This window comes from Veillonella sp. 3891 (assembly GCF_003992315.1).
Classification (GTDB): domain Bacteria; phylum Bacillota; class Negativicutes; order Veillonellales; family Veillonellaceae; genus F0422.
In genome coordinates this window covers 163,391-181,523 of sequence record NZ_RQVE01000002.1, presented here as the reverse complement: position 1 = coordinate 181,523, position 18,133 = coordinate 163,391, and the positions used below count along the sequence as shown (strand labels likewise).

The 18,133-nt window shown below is 40.0% G+C and carries 16 protein-coding genes; 13 read left to right on the top strand and 3 right to left on the bottom strand.

Going from position 1 to position 18,133, the window contains the following annotated elements; all coding sequences use genetic code 11:
- Positions 1–660: 660 nt before the first annotated feature.
- From galT to EO118_RS01930, 7 genes are all read left to right on the top strand, one after another.
- On the top strand, positions 661–1,647 hold the full coding sequence (galT, locus tag EO118_RS01960; protein ID WP_127068379.1) for a galactose-1-phosphate uridylyltransferase: 987 nt from the start codon (positions 661–663) through the stop codon (positions 1,645–1,647).
- On the top strand, positions 1,640–2,794 hold the full coding sequence (locus EO118_RS01955) for a galactokinase (protein ID WP_127068378.1): 1,155 nt from the start codon (positions 1,640–1,642) through the stop codon (positions 2,792–2,794). The genes galT and EO118_RS01955 overlap by 8 nt, the downstream gene beginning before the upstream one ends.
- A gap of 13 nt (positions 2,795–2,807) precedes the next feature.
- Positions 2,808–3,971, top strand: a complete 1,164-nt coding sequence (locus EO118_RS01950; protein WP_240626896.1) for an ROK family transcriptional regulator — start codon at positions 2,808–2,810, stop codon at positions 3,969–3,971.
- A 62-nt stretch (positions 3,972–4,033) separates the two neighbouring features.
- The gene (locus EO118_RS01945) at positions 4,034–5,068 is read left to right on the top strand and encodes a galactose ABC transporter substrate-binding protein (protein ID WP_127068377.1); all 1,035 of its coding nucleotides are present in this window, start codon (positions 4,034–4,036) and stop codon (positions 5,066–5,068) included.
- 60 nt (positions 5,069–5,128) lie between these two features.
- Positions 5,129–6,640 carry a sugar ABC transporter ATP-binding protein gene (locus EO118_RS01940; RefSeq protein ID WP_127068376.1) on the top strand — a complete coding sequence of 504 codons (1,512 nt, stop codon included), beginning with the start codon at positions 5,129–5,131 and terminating at the stop codon, positions 6,638–6,640.
- A gap of 10 nt (positions 6,641–6,650) precedes the next feature.
- Positions 6,651–7,658: a galactose/methyl galactoside ABC transporter permease MglC gene (gene mglC / locus EO118_RS01935; protein ID WP_009353422.1), complete on the top strand. Its 1,008-nt coding sequence runs from the start codon at positions 6,651–6,653 to the stop codon at positions 7,656–7,658.
- Positions 7,659–7,901: 243 nt separating this feature from the next.
- Complete coding sequence (locus EO118_RS01930) at positions 7,902–10,289, top strand: YadA-like family protein (RefSeq protein ID WP_127068375.1); 2,388 nt, start codon at positions 7,902–7,904, stop codon at positions 10,287–10,289.
- A gap of 237 nt (positions 10,290–10,526) precedes the next feature.
- On the opposite strand, the gene EO118_RS01925 is transcribed toward EO118_RS01930, so the two are convergent.
- Positions 10,527–11,348, bottom strand: coding sequence for a MetQ/NlpA family ABC transporter substrate-binding protein (locus EO118_RS01925; RefSeq protein ID WP_127068374.1), 822 nt, complete (start codon positions 11,346–11,348; stop codon positions 10,527–10,529).
- A gap of 354 nt (positions 11,349–11,702) precedes the next feature.
- Positions 11,703–12,608, bottom strand: a complete 906-nt coding sequence (menA, locus tag EO118_RS01920; protein ID WP_127068373.1) for a 1,4-dihydroxy-2-naphthoate octaprenyltransferase — start codon at positions 12,606–12,608, stop codon at positions 11,703–11,705.
- Positions 12,609–12,822: 214 nt separating this feature from the next.
- Between menA and EO118_RS01915 the strand changes: the two genes are divergently transcribed.
- Genes EO118_RS01915 through EO118_RS01900 form a run of 4 tightly spaced genes read left to right on the top strand, consistent with a single transcriptional unit; the run spans position 12,823 to position 16,011 of the window.
- Positions 12,823–14,280, top strand: a complete 1,458-nt coding sequence (locus EO118_RS01915) for a nicotinate phosphoribosyltransferase (RefSeq protein WP_127068372.1) — start codon at positions 12,823–12,825, stop codon at positions 14,278–14,280.
- Positions 14,281–14,292: 12 nt separating this feature from the next.
- A complete protein-coding gene (locus tag EO118_RS01910; RefSeq protein WP_127068371.1) occupies positions 14,293–15,105 on the top strand; it encodes a hypothetical protein in 813 nt (270 codons plus the stop codon).
- Between the two features lie 4 nt (positions 15,106–15,109).
- Positions 15,110–15,349 carry a hypothetical protein gene (locus EO118_RS01905; protein ID WP_127068370.1) on the top strand — a complete coding sequence of 80 codons (240 nt, stop codon included), beginning with the start codon at positions 15,110–15,112 and terminating at the stop codon, positions 15,347–15,349.
- Positions 15,328–16,011, top strand: a complete 684-nt coding sequence (locus tag EO118_RS01900) for a hypothetical protein (RefSeq protein WP_127068369.1) — start codon at positions 15,328–15,330, stop codon at positions 16,009–16,011. The genes EO118_RS01905 and EO118_RS01900 overlap by 22 nt, the downstream gene beginning before the upstream one ends.
- 2 nt (positions 16,012–16,013) lie before the next feature.
- Here EO118_RS01900 and EO118_RS01895 read toward each other — a convergent pair whose 3' ends face one another.
- Positions 16,014–16,517: a methylated-DNA--[protein]-cysteine S-methyltransferase gene (locus EO118_RS01895; RefSeq protein WP_127068368.1), complete on the bottom strand. Its 504-nt coding sequence runs from the start codon at positions 16,515–16,517 to the stop codon at positions 16,014–16,016.
- Positions 16,518–16,647: 130 nt separating this feature from the next.
- On the opposite strand from EO118_RS01895, the gene EO118_RS01890 reads away from it, so the two are divergent.
- A complete protein-coding gene (locus EO118_RS01890; protein WP_009353332.1) occupies positions 16,648–17,022 on the top strand; it encodes a RidA family protein in 375 nt (124 codons plus the stop codon).
- A gap of 121 nt (positions 17,023–17,143) precedes the next feature.
- A complete protein-coding gene (locus tag EO118_RS01885; protein ID WP_127068367.1) occupies positions 17,144–18,133 on the top strand; it encodes a YitT family protein in 990 nt (329 codons plus the stop codon).

Sequence of the window (18,133 nt, the reverse complement as noted above, 5' to 3'; positions counted from 1 at the left end):
GTAGTATTTAATGGGACTTATAGGTAAGGGGATTTTATATAGTTGTTAATGGATACCTATGATTAGTAGGACAATTCATGAGCAGGAATATTCCCTATAGCTATTACATTTAGTCATACTAGCAGTAGTATATATTTGCGTATGTATAAAGAATGAAAAGAACAGTAAAAATAGTAAGAAATAAAAGTATTTTGTATAGCATGTAGAAGAGGCTTATAGGCATCGAAACGATGAATGTCTACTAGATAAGGAAAATAGCCTAGATCTAAGTACTACATACCTTCGGGAGAACAGATACCAGCAGATACACTACATTAGCCCCAACCGCTCCCTAATAAGCCCCCATATGATTTACTCATAATTTGTCCGTATTACAGAAGTTCAAATATATATTGATATGCCAAAATAAAGAAAAAACAATGCCATATTCCCCTGAACGAACATTCAGAATGCAGTGAGAGAAGGGGGATGTGGCATTGTTTTGTATTATAGGATAGCAAAAAAGTGGAAAAACATGAAAAAAGATTAAATTATGAGTAAATCATATAACTTATTATTTAATTAAGTATTGAAAAAAATCTTAAAATATGAAAGAATAGAACTATATAAAAAATTATCTTTATTTATTAACATGATATAGCTATAGATTGGAGGTATTCCATGTCGGAATTACGATGGAATCCTTTATTGCGGACTTGGACAATGGTCGCTTCAAACCGTAAAGCACGCCCAACGATGCCAAAGGATTGGTGCCCATTCTGCCCAGGTATTAATAAAAAAGTCCCAGCAGATTATGATGTGTTGAAATATGATAACGATTTTCCAGCCTTAACGCAAACGCCAGAGGCTCCTTATGAAGATGGAAATGACTTTTACAAAAGCCAAGAAAACTATGGGAAATGTGAAGTTATCTTATATTCTCCAGAGCATACTGCTAAATTTTACGAATTATCCGAAGATCATATTGTTAAATTACTAAACCTTATTAAAGAGCGCCATAGTGAATTAGCAAAAGATGAAAAAATCAAATATATCTATCCTTTTGAAAATAAAGGCGAAGCGGTAGGTGTAACGATGCCACATCCACATGGTCAATTATATGGCTATTCCTTTGTACCACAGAAGCTACAAGTGGAGTTAGAGAGTGCTAAAGATCATCATCATGAACATGGTGAATGCTTATTCTGCAAAATGAATCAAGTAGAGAAAGAAAAAGATGCTCGTATTGTGGGAGAAAACGACTCTTTCTTAGCCTACATTCCATTCTTTACAGATTATCCATATGGTGTATTTGTTGTGCCGAAGCGCCATATGAACTACATCACAGATTGCACAGAAAAGGAAACGAAAGATTTGGCGCATATGTTAAAAACTTTAACAGAAGCCTTTGACCGTTTATTCGATATGCCATTCCCATACATGATGGTATATCATCAAAATCCGGTGAATAGCCCTGAATATGCAGGACATGAAGAATATTATCACTTTAATATTCAATTCTATCCTCCTTTCAGAGAAGCCAATAAAATTAAATACTATGCATCCTCTGAAATGGGGGCATGGGCAGCAGCGAATACGAGTGCCGTAGAGGAAACAGCACCGGAATTACGCAAACTATATAGTGAGGTTGAACAAGCAAATGAATAAAGAAGAATTACAACAACGTTTTCTGTCCTTCTTTGGGGAAGGTTCGGGGGATGTGCATTGTTATTTTGCTCCAGGTCGCGTGAATGTGATTGGTGAACATCAAGACTATAATGGTGGTCATGTATTTCCGGCGGCATTAAAAGTAGGTATTTACGGAGCTGTCCGTTTACGTGAAGATAGCAAGGTACGTTTACACTCTGATAATATGGAAAAGACAGTAGTGGTTGATGTCAATGAACCTTTTCAATATAATATTGAGCACGATTGGGCTAATTATCCCTTAGGTGTGATTCAATTCTTAAAAGATAAGTGTCACACAGTACCAGGTATGGACATTTATTTTAATGGCAATTTACCAGCTGGTGCAGGCTTGTCCTCTTCCGCATGTATGCTAGATTTAACCGGTTATATGCTGCTTTCAGAATTGGGATTAACTCCAATTGATCGTACGGAACTGGCGAAAATGGCCATGCATGTAGAATACCATTTCGTAGGTGTAAAAGTAGGCATCATGGATATGTATGCCATTGCACATGGTAAAGAAGGACATGGTGTATTGTTAGATTGTACAAAAATGGAACGCAAATTAGTTCCATTAAACTGGCATGGATACACATTGGTTATCATGAATACGAATAAACAAAGAGGTCTTGTGGATTCTAAATTTAATGAGCGAAAGGGACAATGCGATGCGGCTCATGAGATTATCCGTAAACATAAAGATGTATCGGGTTTATCATTGGCGACATTGGATGATCTAGGATATATTTCAGATGATGTCTTACTGCGCCGAGCTCGTCACGTTATCACTGAAAATTTACGTGTATTAGATTTTATGAAAGCTTTGGAGAGTGCTGATTTAACAGGTATTGCACATTGTTTGAATGAATCCCATAGATCCTTACAGGTTGACTTTGAAGTAACAGGTAAAGAATTAGATACGATTGTTGATTTAGCACGATCTCACGAAGGCTGTATTGCATCCCGTATGACAGGTGCAGGTTTTGGTGGTTGTGCCATTGCCCTTGTAAAAGATGAGAATGTTGATGCTTTTATGAGAGCTATTCCGGAAGAGTACGAAAAACAAATAGGTGTTACCCCTAGTCTATATATCGCAGAAATCGGTGATGGGGTGTATTCGCTGTAAAGGAGATAGAATCATGATAAAGCCACAAATAAGCAATGATGAAATTATTTTGAATTACATCAGGCGTCATGGCCCCGTATCAAAGGCATTGATTGCAAGGCAAACGAAAATAACGCCTCCCACAGTGACTAATATTTGTACGAGTTTAATTCGTAAAGGATTGGTCTACGAAGATCGTCAAGAGCGGTCTGCATTGGGACGCCCATCAATGTTATTAGACTTTAATCATGATATTGAAACCTATCTTATCGTGCATGTAAGAACACATGCCATTGTGTTTTATGTGGCTACGGTAGGACGGCAAATCCTGCATCAAGAAGAAACATCGATTATTGGTTGCAGTGCTGATGAAATTATGCAGCATATGTACCGAGGCATACAGGATATTTTCAAAGAAGACTATAAAATTAAAAGTATAGGACTCGTCTTGCGTGGTCCGGTAGACTCAGGAAAAGGGATTTCTATTTACTCTCCTAATGGAAAATGGAATAATATTCCTTTTAAATATATCTTAGAAGAACGATTCCATGTGCCTGTCTATGTAGAAAATGATGTCCGTTGTTTATCGACGGGTGAATATTATTATGGTAGTGGTAAAGAAATGGATAATCTTATCGTTCTTAAATTCAGTTATGGACTGGGTATATCCTTGATTTATCATGGTGAACTCTATCGCGGATTCAACGATAGTGCTGGGGAGATTGGATATGGTGTGATTCGATTAGATGAAGCGGGCAATGAAGTGCGCTTGGAAGACATCGCATCGGAAACATCGATCCACACGTATGTATTGGAACAAATGGAAAAAGGCCGATACACATCGGTACAAGATAATCCATTGGTTGTGAGCAAAGCATTTCGTGTAGAGCCTATTTATGAGGCCGCAGTAGAAGGTGATGAAGTGTGTTTAGAGGCGCTTTCACGAGTAGGTCATTATTTAGGTATTGCCTTAGCTAATATAGCGAATTTATTTAATCCAGAGCGGATTATTTTAAGCAGTGCTATGGGTAATGCCGTAGGAGTGATGGATCCTATTCTTCGAGGTGTGTTAGAACGCAATTCATACAAAGCACATACAATCAATCTAGAATATTCCGGCAATGGTTCCTATTATACCTTGCTAGGGATGATTGATATTGTCAGTGCAAAACGAGCTGAAGAAGCTTGGTTACGGTAGGTACCACGACTAGAAAGACTAGTCTTATAGGTATATAGGATATCTAAAAGGAGGATATTATTATGAAACGATCTTGGAAAGCAGCGTTGCTTGCATCAGCAGCAGTAGGTGCACTTGTGTTGGGTGGTTGCGGAAGCGATCAAGGAGCAAGCGGTGACAAACCTCAAATCGGGGTTGCTATTTACAAATTTGATGACACTTTCATGAGTGGCGTTCGTGCAGAAATTGACAAAGCCGCTAAAGATAAAGCGAAAGTGGATATCGTTGATAGCCAAAACTCTCAACCAACACAAAACGAAAAGATTGACTTATTCATCAATAAGAAGTACAAAGCAATCGGCGTTAACGTAGTAGACCGCACAGCAGCAGGCGTTATCATTGATAAAGCAAAAGCAGCTAACATTCCGTTGGTATTCTTGAACCGTGAACCATTAAAAGAAGATATGGCGAAATGGGATAAAGTATACTATGTAGGTGCGAAAGCTGAACAAAGTGGTGAAATGCAAGGTAAAATCTTAGCAGATTACTTCAAAAAACATCCTGAAGCATACCATAGCAATGATGGTGTTATCCACTATGTTATGATCACTGGCGAACCAGGTCACCAAGATGCTGTACTTCGTACACAGTACTCTGTAGAATCCCTTAAAAAAGAAGGTATGAAAGTAGAAGAGTTAGCTAGCGATACAGGTATGTGGGACCGCGTTAAAGGTCAAGAAAAAATGGCAGCTTTCTTGAGCCGTTACGGCGACAAAATCGATGCTGTTATTTGTAACAATGACGACATGGCATTAGGTGCTATCGAAGCGTTGAAAGCAGCAGGCTACTTCACAAATGGTAAATACATTCCAGTAGTAGGCGTTGACGCTACAACTCCAGCAGTACAAGCGTTGAAAGACGGCACATTATTGGGTACAGTATTAAACAATGCTAAAAAACAAGGTCAAGCAGTATTTAATCTTTCCTATGTGTTAGCTAAAGGCGAAACACCAAATAAAGACAATACAGGTTTTGACATTGTTGATGGTAAATATATTTGGGTACCTTATGAAATCGTAACAAAAGAAAATGCGGATAAGATTTTAGGTGACAAATAAGAAAATGCAGTAAGGGGGCATTTTGCCCCCTTTATTATCTGATTAGTAGGAGGAAAATGTATGGGCGAGTACATATTAGAAATGCGCCAAATTACGAAGGAATTTCCTGGCGTAAAGGCCTTGGATAATGTCACTTTCAAAGTCCGACCAGGCACCGTACATGCTCTAATGGGAGAGAATGGCGCGGGGAAGTCTACTCTTATGAAATGCCTGTTCGGTATTTATAAGCCTGATCAAGGGGACGTGGTCATTGATGGCGAAGTAGTAGAAATGACAGATTCCCGAAAAGCTCTTGGAATGGGAATTTCCATGATTCACCAAGAGTTATACCCTGTATTACAGCGTAATGTTATGGAAAATCTATGGTTAGGTCGATTCCCAACCAAAAAAATTGGACCTTTTACATTTGTGGACCATAAAAAAATGAAAGAAGACACACTAGCCTTGTTTAATGAAATCGATGTAGATATCGATCCAGAACAATTAGCTGGTGATTTATCTGTTTCTAAGCTACAAAATATTGAGATTGCAAAAGCAGTGTCTCACCACTCTAGAATTATTGTTATGGATGAACCTACCTCTTCTCTAACCAGCGATGAAGTAGAGCATCTTTTCAAAATCATTAACTCCTTGCGTAAAAAAGGGGTTGCAATTATATATATTTCTCATAAAATGGAAGAAATCCTACGCATATCTGATGAAGTAACGATTATGCGTGATGGTCAATATATAGGTACTTGGCATGCTGATGAATTAACAACAGATCTTATCATTCAACGAATGGTAGGTCGTGAAATGACTCAGTTATTCCCTGAAAAAACAAATACTCCAAGTGAAGAAGTATTGCGTGTAGAAAAATTAACATCTATTCATCCACATTCTTTTAAAGATGTAAGCTTCTCTCTTCGTAAAGGTGAAGTTCTTGGTGTAGGTGGGCTGGTAGGGGCGCAGCGTACAGAGGTCATTGAAGCCTTATTTGGTCTCCGTGGTATTGAATCGGGTAAGATTTATTTGCACGATAAAGAAGTGCGCATTCGTCATCCACGAGATGCGAAAAAACTGGGTATGGCATTGCTTACAGAAGAGCGCCGTACTACGGGGATTTTTCCAATGCTCACTATTGTAGACAATACAACTATGGCGGCTCTACCAAAATACGAAAATAAGTTTAAATTATTAAATGACAATAAACGACTAGACGATACAAAAGATGGTGTGGCTTCCTTACGAGTAAAAACGCCATCTACAGAAACGAAAATTCAAAGTCTTTCTGGTGGTAACCAACAAAAGGTATTGATTGCCCGTTGGTTAAATACGAATCCAGAAATCCTACTCTTAGATGAACCGACACGGGGCATCGATGTAGGAGCAAAATATGAAATTTATTCCATTATTAATGAACTGGCTAGTGCTGGTAAAAGTATCATTATGATTTCCTCAGAAATGCCTGAGTTATTGGGTATGAGTGATCGCATTATGGTTATGAGTAATGGATATATGAGTGGCATCTTGGATGCACATGAAGCGACAGAAGAAAAAATAATGGAACTAGCGACAGCTGGTTTAGTCTAGGAGGTATCGTATGAGCCAAGGTAAATTAGGAAAGTTTCTTTCCCAGAATATTATCTATTTGGTACTAGTAGTACTAGTAGCGGCTATTTCTATGTATAGCCCGAACTTTTTATCCGTCACAAGTTTTCGTGATATTTTAATCCAATCTTCTCCACGTATTATCATTGCCTTAGGGTCTGCTATGATCCTTATCACGGCAGGTTGTGACTTATCCGCAGGTCGTGTAGTAGGTTTAACAGCGGTTGTATCTGCATCTTTAACACAGTTGCCAGATTATCCACGTCCCTTCTTTGAACATTTACCAGAATTACCATTGATTCTACCAATCGTGATTGCTATCGTGGTGGGTGCTATCATCGGTTTAGTATCTGGTGTGATCGTAGCGTATTTAAAAATCGTACCATTCATTTCCACACTAGGTACTATGGTTATTACCTATGGTATTTGTTCCTTGTACTTTGATATGGAACCTAATAACTCTCAACCAATCGGCGGTTTACGTCCAGAGTTTACGCAAATTGGTACAGGTTCTTTAGACCTAGGATTTATGACAATTCCATACATTGTTATTATCGCTGCAGTAATTTCCTTGATCATGTATGTGGTATATAACAAAACCATTCTTGGTAAGAACATGTTTGCCATCGGTGGTAACCCACAAGCAGCGGTTGTATCTGGTATCAACGTAGCAGTAACACTTGTTATTATCTATGTCATCGCTGGTGCTTTATACGGCGTAGGTGGTATTTTGGAAGCAGCTCGTACTGGTGGTGCTACTAACAACTATGGTAACATGTACGAGTTAGATGCCATCGCAGCATCTGTTGTAGGTGGTGTATCCATCACAGGTGGTATCGGTACTGTACCTGGTATTATCGCAGGTGTGCTGATCTTCACAGTTATCAACTATGGTTTAACATTCGTTGGTATGGGACCATACTGGCAATTGATCATCAAAGGTTTGATCATTGTTGTAGCAGTTGCCTTCGACGTACGTAAATCTATGGCACGTAAATAATTACATATTGAAAGTATTAGCCCTCGGCTTTCACTAGATTGTGAAAGTCGGGGGTTTTGTGTTGCAAAAGCCATAGATATATTAGAGGAAATATTTACACAAAATGTGAATGGCTCTGCGCGCACACCTATATGATAAGCCTATACGTATGGTATAATTTACATATACATGTATATTTCTAGTAGTATTAAGGGAGAATCACATGCATTGTAAGAAATCATCCATAGCAAAATATGTAGCATTATGTGTAGTGGGGCCTCTAGTTTAGCTGTGCCTGCAGTACATGCTGTTAATATGGCTACTGTACCATCGACTTCGTATGCGAGTCCTAATGCAAAGGATTTAGCAGGGTTTGCAGTAGCAGTAGGTAATAATGCCTATTCTAAAATGAAGTCTGTGGCAGTAGGTAATGCAGCTAATGCAGCTGGACAGACTAGTGTAGCAATAGGTGATAGTGCTTTTTCTGAAGGTGGAGCTATAGGCATCGGTAGTGCCGCTGATGCAAAAGGGAAATACAGCGTATCTGTAGGGGAATCTTCTAAAACAGATAATACCTATGGCGTAGCTGTCGGGTCTGATGCAAAAGGATTAGGTCAAGGTGCTGCCGCTGTTGGGGGTGACTCAGAAGCGAATGGGTCAGGAGCATTAGCGCTAGGCTTTAGATCTAAGGCGGAGGGCAATTTTTCCGTTGCCATAGGTGGTAAATCTAAAGTTGTGCCTACGGCTGATTTTAAAAGTAATAGCTCTATGGCCATCGGTTTAGAGGCCAAAGTAGAAGGTGGAGCACATTCTATCGCCATTGGTCATGCCTCTGAAATTCATAATACAGGTCATGCTACAGCAGTGGGTGTAGGTACTTATATTGGGTCAGCACCGGTGAATGTAGGGGATAAGGTGACAGCTAGTGATGGCGTAAAAGCCACAACAACTGTTGAAAAGCTAGCGGACGGAACGTATACGATTACCAATACGGAGACTCCAAGAGAAGAACTTATTAAAAAAGATGGAAAAGCCTATGGTGCTGCTGTATTTGGTCACCGTTCTAGTGCGTTTGGATTAGGTGCTTTAGCATCTGGTTTATACTCTACTGCGCTAGGTGAGGATTCTGTAGCCTTGGGTCATGATGCACGGACCTATGCTGATCGTGCTACGGGCGTAGGTGCCTATGCAGCAGCTAAAGAGGAAGGTTCTGTGGCACTAGGATTTTTATCTGTAGCAGATCGTAAAGCGGGGAGCATTGGCTATGTACCAGGAGAAACTATCGCTGATGATGCGGCGTTGGCTACTTTCATTCAAAATGAATCCAGTAGTGAGGAAGTGTGGAAAGCTAATCGAGCAGCTGTTAGTATTGGGGATGCAACGACTAAACGGACCCGTCAAATTATTAATCTAGCGGCAGGTACTCAGGATGCGGATGCGGTCAATGTGGCGCAGTTGAAAGCCCTAGGTAAACAAGGCATTACAGTGGCCACAAATGCTTATGACAGCAAAGATGAAACGACAATAGCAAATACGAAAGCTTCCTTGCTTAAGACATCAATTGGTGGGATTCTTCCGATCGAAGGAAAAGCAAAATCAGTATATGGTGCAACAGGCTTTGAGGCGACTAACTATTCCTCTGATAATTTGATTACTTTCAATGATGCAGGTACTGTGCGCATTGGCATGCTGAAAGCACCTACATTTAGTAGCATTTCCTTAGGGGAAACTAATCCAATTAGCATTACTTATACAGATAGCAAGCTACAAGCTGGCGGCCAAGAAATTGTCACAAAAGGTAATTTCAAGAGTATTTTAAATAGCCTGTATGAGTTTAAAGATGGTTTAAAAGCAGAGGAAAAAGATAATAAAACAGTGGTGTCTTTGGATAAAGCATCTCTAAAAGGCGATGCAGATTTTAAAGGTGATAAAGGGGACCCAGGACAAGCAGGATCAGTAGGTCCAGCAGGTCCAGCAGGCCCACAAGGTCCTAAAGGAGACGTAGGCCCAGCCGGTAAAGATGGCGCAGCTGGTGCACAAGGTCCGCAAGGCGAGAATGGTGTAGCAGGTAAGGATGGGGCTACAGGTAAATCTGCTTATGAATACTGGAAAGAAATTAAAGGCAATGAAAATAAAACAGAAGAAGACTTTAAAAATGTTTTAAATAGTGCAAGTACAGCAGTTGCCAATGTTGGTGTTCTGCAAAAAGAAGTACAACAGCAAATGACAAATCTTTCCAATAATGTAGAGGAGTTACGCAAAGAAAGTCGCAATGGTGATGCATTAAATGCGGCATTAGCAGCATTGAAGCCAATCCAATACGATCCAGAGGCGCCAACGCAAATTATGGCAGGCGTAGGGCATTATAAACATGCGAATGCCTTAGCATTAGGTGTAGCACACTACACGAACGATTCCACTATGTTCCACGGGGGTATTTCCATGGTGAGCGGTCAAACGATGATCAATGGAGGGGCTACTTTCAAAATTGGACAAGGTAGTGCAAAACAAGCAAAGGTAGAACCAAACAAAGTTCACGATGAACTAGTTACGCTCAAAGCATCTTATGATCAAAAAATCGATGTGTTGATGAATACAATTAGTGCTTTACAAGAAGAAGTGCAAGAACTACGAGCAGCTATTCGTAAGTAGTACAACATAGTACAAAAGCAAGTAGCTGAACTCGTTCTGCTCAATAATAGTAGAGCCATTAGAAAAGGGTCCTTCGGGACCCTTTTTGATATGCTAAAAATAAGTATGGTAGTATATGCAAAAACAACGGAGGCAAGTTGAACGAATCAACTTGCCTCTGTTGTTTGTATAGTTAAGTATGTATGATAGTTGTTAGTGTTTATTTTTATTTGGAGGAGTCTATTCTAAGTGATTCCATTAGAATGCTGGAAGAATAGCACCTTTGTATTTGTCCTCGATGAATTTTTTGATTTCAGGGCTTTGTAAAGCTTTGATCAACTTTACGATTTCATCACGTTTTTCATCGCCTTCACGAACGGATACGATATTTACGTATGGGGAATCTTTAGATTCTAAGAACAATGCATCTTTTGTTGGGTTCAAGTTAGCACCTAATGCAAAGTTTGTGTTGATCACAGAGATTGTAGAATCATCTAATGTACGAGGTAATTGAGCAGCCTCTAATTCAACGAATTTCAAGTGTTTAGGGTTGTCTTTGATATCTTGTACTGTAGCAGAGATGCTGTTAGGATCGTTCAAAGTGATTAAACCAGCTTTGGAAAGCAATAGTAATGCACGACCACCATTTGTTGCATCAGATGGGATAGCTACTTGAGCACCATCTTGGATTTCTTTTAAATCTTTAATTTTTTTGGAGTAAATTCCCATTGGTTCGATGTGTACGGCACCAGCGGTTACGATATGAGTACCTTTTTCTTTGTTGAAGTTATCTTGATAAGGAATGTGGGCGAAGAAGTTCGCATCAATTTCTTTGTCGTTTAAGGATACGTTTGGTTGTACATAATCGCTGAATTCGATGATTTCCAATTTAATGCCTTCTTTAGCAAGGATTGGTTTTACTTGTTCTAAGATTTCAGCGTGAGGTACTGGAGAAGCACCAATTTTTAATGTTTTACCTGCGTCGGAACCAGTAGAGCTAGTACCAGTGGAACCACAGCCACCTAATAACAAGGCAGCGCCTAATACAGCCGTAGCTGCTAAACTAAATAATTTCTTCATGTGTTATCTCCTTTTCTTTGTGTACTTACATAGTGAATTTCTACTTGCTTAGTATAGCAAGAGTTCGGTTATAAGTAAAATATGTTATATATCTAAGTTGTTATAATTATAGGCTATTAGTTAAGTGGGTTATACTAGAAAAGTAATTATATATTTAGTTGAAAGTTTGAATGTAGTAATGGCATATACTAGGCGGGTCTTAAAGAGTATAAGAATATATAAAATGGGTTGTAACAAAATAGCTCCTAACAAAATAGAGGAAAGTTGATTAAAAAGTAGCAACTTTCCTCTATTTTTATATGTATTTCCATATAGTAAGTAGATACACTTAGGTGATAAAAAGTAATCACTCTATTATATGATTGTATTCAGTAGCAACCCTATAGCCCACAAAAAGTGATACAGTGTACAAGAAGTAGAAGTAAACTTCATAGCCTCGTTTAAGTGTATCGGATCAGCATAGGTGTTGAAGATTGTGATGACTTTCATAGCTGGCACGAGTGAGAGTAATGCCAATAAGGATGTCCAAGGGATAGTTCCACATGCCGCCCAGAGGACTAGCCATAAAGAACTGATGAGGAAGAGTGCTCGCAAGAGTTGAAGTCCTCTTTCACGGCCTAAGAGAATGACCAAGGTACGACGACCATGGTTAGCATCGTTAGTGAAGTCTCGCAAGTTGTTGGTCATCATAATAGCGCCGATTAAGATGGTGGAGGGAACTGCAGGAATAAGGTATGTCCAGTGCAAGGTATGAGTCCAAGCGTAGAGGGTAATGTCCACAATGGCAAAGCCCATGGCAAGACCAGATGCAAGTTCACCAAAAGGGGTGCGAGAAATAGGCTTAGGGCCCCCAGAGTATAAGATGCTAGTCAGTATGCAGAGCATACCCACAGGAATATACCACCAAGTGACAGCATTAGCGAGGACGATGCCTAGGACGAGAGGGAGTATGGTCGTAATATATCCCCAACGTTTAATCACAGAAGGGGCGATGCCATCACGGACGATGGAACCACTGTTGCCCGCAGCTTGTGTGAGATCGAGACCAGATTTAAAATCGAAATATTCATTCCAAATATTGGCGGCAATTTGTGCGCTTAACACACAAATTAGAATGCCTAGAGTATAGACTAAGGATAGCCAAATAGGTTGTACGGTTTCAAATTGCGTTGCCCCCATAGCAGCTCCTAAGACAACGGGACTGAAAGCAGCCGTTAAGGTACGGGGGCGAATTAATGCAAAAAATTGTGACAGATTCATAGTCATCCTTTCATCATTAGAAGTTATATAATATATGGTATCATTCTAACCTAAATAGAAGATTATGACAAACTATACGATGAAAAAAGAGTTATACATGAAATGTAATAGTAGAGTATAATAGAAGGAAGTAGACGATAGGCATAGTATTTAAATTGTCATAGAAAAGTGCTTAGTATGCTATAGGGTGGACCTATAAGAATAGGAGTTATTCATGATTACACATGCTCTATTAACAGATATGTATCAATTTACCATGATGCAAGGTTTATTTACACAAAATAAACATCGTACTCGTTGCGTATTCGATCGCTTTTATCGAACGAATCCATTTCAAGGTGCTTACACGGTGGTAGCAGGACTGGAACAAGTGATCCAGTATGTGAAAGGTTTGCGGTTCTCTGAGGAAGATATTACCTATTTACGTCAAACAGGGGTGTTCACAGAAGAGTTCTTGACGTATTTAAGTACATTCCGCTTCACTGGCACCATCTATGCGGCGCCGGAAGGCTCTGTGGTATTCCCAGGGGAAGTGTTACTCCGTGTAGAGGCAGCCAAAGATGAGGCTATTTTATTAGAAACTGCCTTATCTATGTTTTTAAATCATGAGTCCTTGATTGCGACCAAAGCCCGCCGTATCCGATCCGTTATTGGCAAGGATGGGGTAGCAGAATTTGGCATGCGAAGAGCCCAAGGTGTGAGCGCTGCTGTACAAGGAGCTAGGGCGGCTTTCATTGGCGGATTTGATAGCACTAGCGATGTGTACAGTGCGGCTTTGTATGGTATGAGACCCGTAGGAACTATGGCTCATAGTTGGGTGATGAGTTTTCCTAATGAAATTGATGCGTTCCGTGCCTATGCAGACCAATATGAAAATAATTTGGTATTTTTAGTCGACACCTATAATACATTACATAAAGGTGTGCCAGCGGCGATTCAAGTATTCCAAGAGATTCGTGAACGTCGTGGTGGTACTATGCCATCCATCTATGGTATTCGTTTGGACAGTGGTGATTTGGCGTACTTATCTATTGAGGCTCGTAAGATGTTAGATGAGGCAGGCTTTACAGAAGCATTAATTTTTGCCACCAATGATCTAGATGAATATAAAATTGCAGACTTGAAACAACAAGGCGCAGCGATTACAGCATGGGGGGTAGGCACTAAATTGATTACTGCCGATGAAACACCGGCTCTAGGCGGGGTGTATAAATTGGCGGGTCAATGGGAAGGAGATACCTTTATGCCGGCTATGAAGTTCTCCGATAATATTGAAAAGGTGACAAACCCTGGCAAGAAAAAGGTGTTGCGCCTCATCAACGTGCGAAATAACAAGCTCATCGGTGATTTAATTTGTTTGGACCATGAAAGCGTGGACACCACACAGGACTATGTATTTAAAAATCCATTGCACCCATGGAAACAAACCATGTTGAAAGCAAACACCTTTAAAGTACAAGAATTATTAGTACCTATCTTTGTGGATGGAGAATTGGTGTACGATGTACCGACCTTGGCAGAAATCAAAGCCTACGGAGAAGAGCAAATTCAATTGCTGTGGCCAGAATTTTTGCGACTTCGTCGGGCCCCAGAGGTAAAAGTCAACATCAGCGAAGAATTACATCAATTGAAATCTAAATTATTGTTGGAAAAAGTAGGGAATCCTAGTTAGAAAGGAGTTAGTATGAATTGGAAATGTGTGATGGCCAGTGTGGCATTAGTAGGAACGATGCTTTCAGGACATGCAGCATCGATTATATTAGATGGGCAAGGTAGTGTAGAGTTACCTAGTCATATTTCGGTAGTTAACCATGATGATTTAATTGATGGTGGTTTGAAAAAAGAAGATGTGGTTCATAAGACAGGTCCTAATGCTTGGCATCTGACGGAGCAAGACGCCAAGGTGTTAGATGGAATTATCAAAGCTGTGGTTCAGCGGGGGCAACGCTATCAGTTGCAAGGGCGTGATGAACGAGGTTTACATACAGCAGAGTTAGTACACCTTCATATGACAGGTGCAGAAGCGGCTGAAGTGTGGAAAATAAGATATAAAGACACTATGATGGCACCACAATCTGTAGGAGAAACATTATATAGTAAAACAGTGAAAGAGCTACAGAAAATAGACCTCTATAATGTCAATGTTATGAGAGGGAAACGTATAGAGAAGAATGGTTCCATTCTAGTTCCATATGTTACAAGTACTAATCATGAGTTCAGTGATACCGCTATTATGCAAGCTGTATTACCTCTCGTCAACGTAAGATTTCTTGATGGGGAGATGATGAAACCTGTACACATAAAAGGCGATAAAGGGTTGTACACGCATGGCCGAGTGCAATTGGATGTAGATGGGTTCGTGTTACCTGCGTATATGAGCTTTGTAGGACGGTATGGTCAAGAGGGGCTATCTATGACGTTGATAACAACGGCTGATACATCGAAAGCCTATTGGAACCCTGTTATCATGAGTCTATTAGGTATGAAGGGAGAATAAGCAGATGAAATATTGGATGCGAATGGGACTGGCTGCGATGGTGCTCAGCCTTATGATGGGGTATGGACAAGTGTCTGCACAGGTACATGATACTAGCCACGAGAGGGTAGGTAGTATTTACCCAATGTCAGACGGGGAAGTAGGAGTTCCTTTGGGGGAGTTTTTAGCTGCTGAGAAAAAAAGAAAAAAACGGGTGACGAGATTAAGGCAGAGTTCGATGCGATGCTTGAACGGAATCCATTGATTGACTTGCGTCAAACAGTAAACCCAGAGATTACTGTTAAGCAATTGTCTTCTTCAAAGTTAGCACAGGTAGGAAAAGGATTTATACATGCTAACTTAGGGACAGCGGGCACTACCGTTGCTAGAGTAAAGGATTTTGCAAGTATGGCGAACATGAAAGATGGACTTAAGCTAGGACGTTATATGGATGTGTATGAATTGCAAGGTACGGATCAATATGGTTTAAATACAGCTTGGGTTTTTGTATTTCCGATTCCTAAAGAGTTGATGATGAGTTCACGATTAACGCGATTATACGGAAAAGAGGGACTTTCACCTGCGGAAATGGATAAAATTACTCATGATGCAAAAGACGTATTAGACTATCTTAATATTCGTATTGGAGAGGATAGAGATATAGATTATTCTCAGAATAAGATTCCAGCAAAGATACGATTGCGCAATGTGGAACCATTACATACCTTAGCAGACACTAAATACGGTACAATGACAACATCAGGACATATAACCTATGATATAAAAGGGGTTCAATATCCAGCATATCTGCGGATAGCCCTAGTTGGAACGCCAGAGTATTTGACAACGGTTGTCATGGGAACTAGTGAAGTGGAAGGGACATTCTTTAAGCCATACTTCCTACACATGTTAGAACATATCAAGTAAGCCTACTTGTCCACGAAATCGATATTCTCGATGGACAGCAAGGCTCGTTTAATGGATAGCCCTCCTGTGTAACCAGTGAGGGTTTTTCCTTTGCCTAACACACGATGGCAGGGGATGATAAGGGAGATAGGGTTGGCACCGACGGCAGACCCTATGGCTTGAGAACCCTTAGGGATTGGTGAGTTAAATACACGTTGGCTTAACTGGCCATAGGTAAGGGATGTGCCGTAGGGGATGTGCTGTAATTGGGACCATACGTTTTGTTGGAATGTTGTGCCTTGTGGAGATAAAGGTATGGTGATTGTTGGTATTTGTCCGTTGAAGTATTGGTCTAGCCATTGGATAGTCTGTTGCAAGATATGAGAAGAAGGGGATTCATCTATGACCAATGATTCTTTAAATGTCAGAGATTGGGTAGGAAAGGTAAGTCCAACCAATGCAGATGCATTGGCATATAGTGTGAGAGTGCCCAAAGGGCTTTCATAAGTAGTATAAATAATAGACATATAGGTGCTCCTTATAGAGGTATGCAAATAAAGTACAATAGAAGTATGAAAAATAGCTACACTTCGATACCATTACATGCTATACTAATGGTATATTATAAATGTCTTATGGTAATGAAAGGGGACAACTATGAAACAAGTGTATACAGAGCAAGCACCAGCAGCATTAGGACCATACTCTCAAGCTTACAAAGCAAATGGTTTTGTGTTTATCTCTGGTCAAGGTGGTATTGATCCAGCACAAGGCGCTTTGGTAGAAGGTGGCGTGGAAGCACAAACGTTGCAAGCGATGAAAAACATCGAAGCTATCTTAAAAGAAGCAGGCACTGATTTTTCTAAAGTTGTAAAAACAACATGCTTTTTAGCAGATATGGGTGACTTTGCTAAATTTAATGCTATTTATGCTGAGTATTTTACATCTAAACCAGCTCGTAGTTGTGTGGCAGTCAAAACATTACCAGCTAACTTCTTAGTAGAAGTAGAAGTGATTGCCCTAGCAGAATAGTATATTGTATTATACCATAAGCGGTGTAATGAGTACTAAAAAGCTGTTACATTATGATTGACTCTTAATGTGGCAGCTTTTTGCTTATGGTGGTTTAAGTAGTCTTAGAATAGGTGAGCGTATGAGTAACAAACCAAAATATTTAAGTACGGTGAAAGCCATCCTACATATTCTAGTAGGGGCTCTAGTATTCGCAGTAGGTGTGCAAGCGTTTATCGTACCCCATAAATTATTAAGTGGCGGTATTAGTGGATTGACACTGATTATTTATTATGTAACCCAAGGCGCATTGAGCCTTGGTATGATTAACTTTCTACTGAACCTACCGGTTTTATATGCAGCATGGCGGTGGTTAGGGGGATGGCATCTAGGTATTACTATCTTTGGTACAGTGTTGATGTCTATTCTGATCAATCTAGTATCCCCATTGGCGGAATTAGGCTTAACACAAAATCCGATTATTGGTGGTATTTTGGGTGGTTTATTTTCTGGGCTAGGACTTGGTATTGTCTATCGTGGGGGAGGTAATACTGGTGGTATTGATCCCATTGCTTTAATCATTCGAAATCGCTTTGGTCTACAAATCGGTAGCATTCTATTTGGTATCAATATGATGATTTTAATCATTGGAGCTATTGTGATTAATATTGAAGCAGCAGCTACCACATTGATTAGTACCTATTTATCTGCTATGGTGACTAATAAGATGATTACTGGATTTAACCAACGAAAGGCGATGTTTATCATTTCCTATAAACCGGTGACAATTTGTAATTTAATTATTGATAAAATTGGCCGTGGTGCTACGATCTTAAACGGAGAAGGTGCCTATACACATCAACCAAAACAGGTTATTATGGTGGTAGTTAGTTTGTTACAAGTAGCGCGTTTGAAAGCCGCCGTCGAAGCGGAAGATCCAACGGCATTTATGGTTATCACGGATGCGGCTGAAGTTATCGGCACGGGGTTCTCAGCACGTTCTACAAATGGTGTTGTAGAGCGAGTACTACAAACGTGTGACCCTGTGAAAACTGCGGAAGCAGAGCAAATGATTCATGAAGTCCAAATGGCTAGAAATGAAATCCCTGTGGAAAACAAGAAGGAGAAATGA

Excerpts from the sequence above, each read along its gene's own strand:
- EO118_RS01925 (WP_127068374.1), bottom strand. The coding sequence starts at position 11,348 with ATGAAGAAATTATTTAGTTTAGCAGCTACGGCTGTATTAGGCGCTGCC.
- EO118_RS01905 (WP_127068370.1), top strand. The coding sequence starts at position 15,110 with ATGAAATATTGGATGCGAATGGGACTGGCTGCGATGGTGCTCAGCCTT.
- EO118_RS01940 (WP_127068376.1), top strand. The coding sequence starts at position 5,129 with ATGGGCGAGTACATATTAGAAATGCGCCAAATTACGAAGGAATTTCCT.
- EO118_RS01895 (WP_127068368.1), bottom strand. The coding sequence starts at position 16,517 with ATGTCTATTATTTATACTACTTATGAAAGCCCTTTGGGCACTCTCACA.
- EO118_RS01910 (WP_127068371.1), top strand. The coding sequence starts at position 14,293 with ATGAATTGGAAATGTGTGATGGCCAGTGTGGCATTAGTAGGAACGATG.
- EO118_RS01885 (WP_127068367.1), top strand. The coding sequence starts at position 17,144 with ATGAGTAACAAACCAAAATATTTAAGTACGGTGAAAGCCATCCTACAT.
- EO118_RS01945 (WP_127068377.1), top strand. The coding sequence starts at position 4,034 with ATGAAACGATCTTGGAAAGCAGCGTTGCTTGCATCAGCAGCAGTAGGT.
- EO118_RS01930 (WP_127068375.1), top strand. The coding sequence starts at position 7,902 with ATGTGTAGTGGGGCCTCTAGTTTAGCTGTGCCTGCAGTACATGCTGTT.
- mglC (WP_009353422.1), top strand. The coding sequence starts at position 6,651 with ATGAGCCAAGGTAAATTAGGAAAGTTTCTTTCCCAGAATATTATCTAT.
- galT (WP_127068379.1), top strand. The coding sequence starts at position 661 with ATGTCGGAATTACGATGGAATCCTTTATTGCGGACTTGGACAATGGTC.
- EO118_RS01950 (WP_240626896.1), top strand. The coding sequence starts at position 2,808 with ATGATAAAGCCACAAATAAGCAATGATGAAATTATTTTGAATTACATC.
- EO118_RS01890 (WP_009353332.1), top strand. The coding sequence starts at position 16,648 with ATGAAACAAGTGTATACAGAGCAAGCACCAGCAGCATTAGGACCATAC.
- EO118_RS01915 (WP_127068372.1), top strand. The coding sequence starts at position 12,823 with ATGATTACACATGCTCTATTAACAGATATGTATCAATTTACCATGATG.
- EO118_RS01900 (WP_127068369.1), top strand. The coding sequence starts at position 15,328 with ATGCTTGAACGGAATCCATTGATTGACTTGCGTCAAACAGTAAACCCA.
- EO118_RS01955 (WP_127068378.1), top strand. The coding sequence starts at position 1,640 with ATGAATAAAGAAGAATTACAACAACGTTTTCTGTCCTTCTTTGGGGAA.
- menA (WP_127068373.1), bottom strand. The coding sequence starts at position 12,608 with ATGAATCTGTCACAATTTTTTGCATTAATTCGCCCCCGTACCTTAACG.